Source organism: Bradyrhizobium sp. 23AC (genome assembly GCF_054863025.1).
Genome location: NZ_JAVAYN010000181.1, coordinates 1 through 266 on the forward strand (window position 1 = coordinate 1; position 266 = coordinate 266).

At 43.2% G+C, this 266-nt stretch carries 1 protein-coding gene; it reads right to left on the reverse strand.

Translation table 11 applies throughout. The features are described from left to right. The coding region (locus RAD10_RS42010; RefSeq protein ID WP_461622040.1) for a flagellin N-terminal helical domain-containing protein at nt 1-266 on the reverse strand (266 nt) is incomplete at both ends.

Below are 266 nucleotides of genomic sequence, written 5' to 3' on the forward strand. Positions count from 1 at the left end.
CCGCTTGAACTGTCAACTCACGCATACGTTGAAGAATCGCATGAGTTTCAGTTAATGCACCTTCAGCTGTTTGAATAAGAGAAATACCATCTTGTGCGTTTTTAGATGCCATTTCTAATCCGCGGATTTGTCCACGCATTTTTTCAGAAATTGCAAGACCTGCTGCGTCATCTCCTGCACGGTTGATACGAAGTCCAGAAGAAAGCTTCTCCATGTTCTTTTGTCCTGCCCCATTGTTTGCAGACAAACGGTTTAGTGTGTTAAGT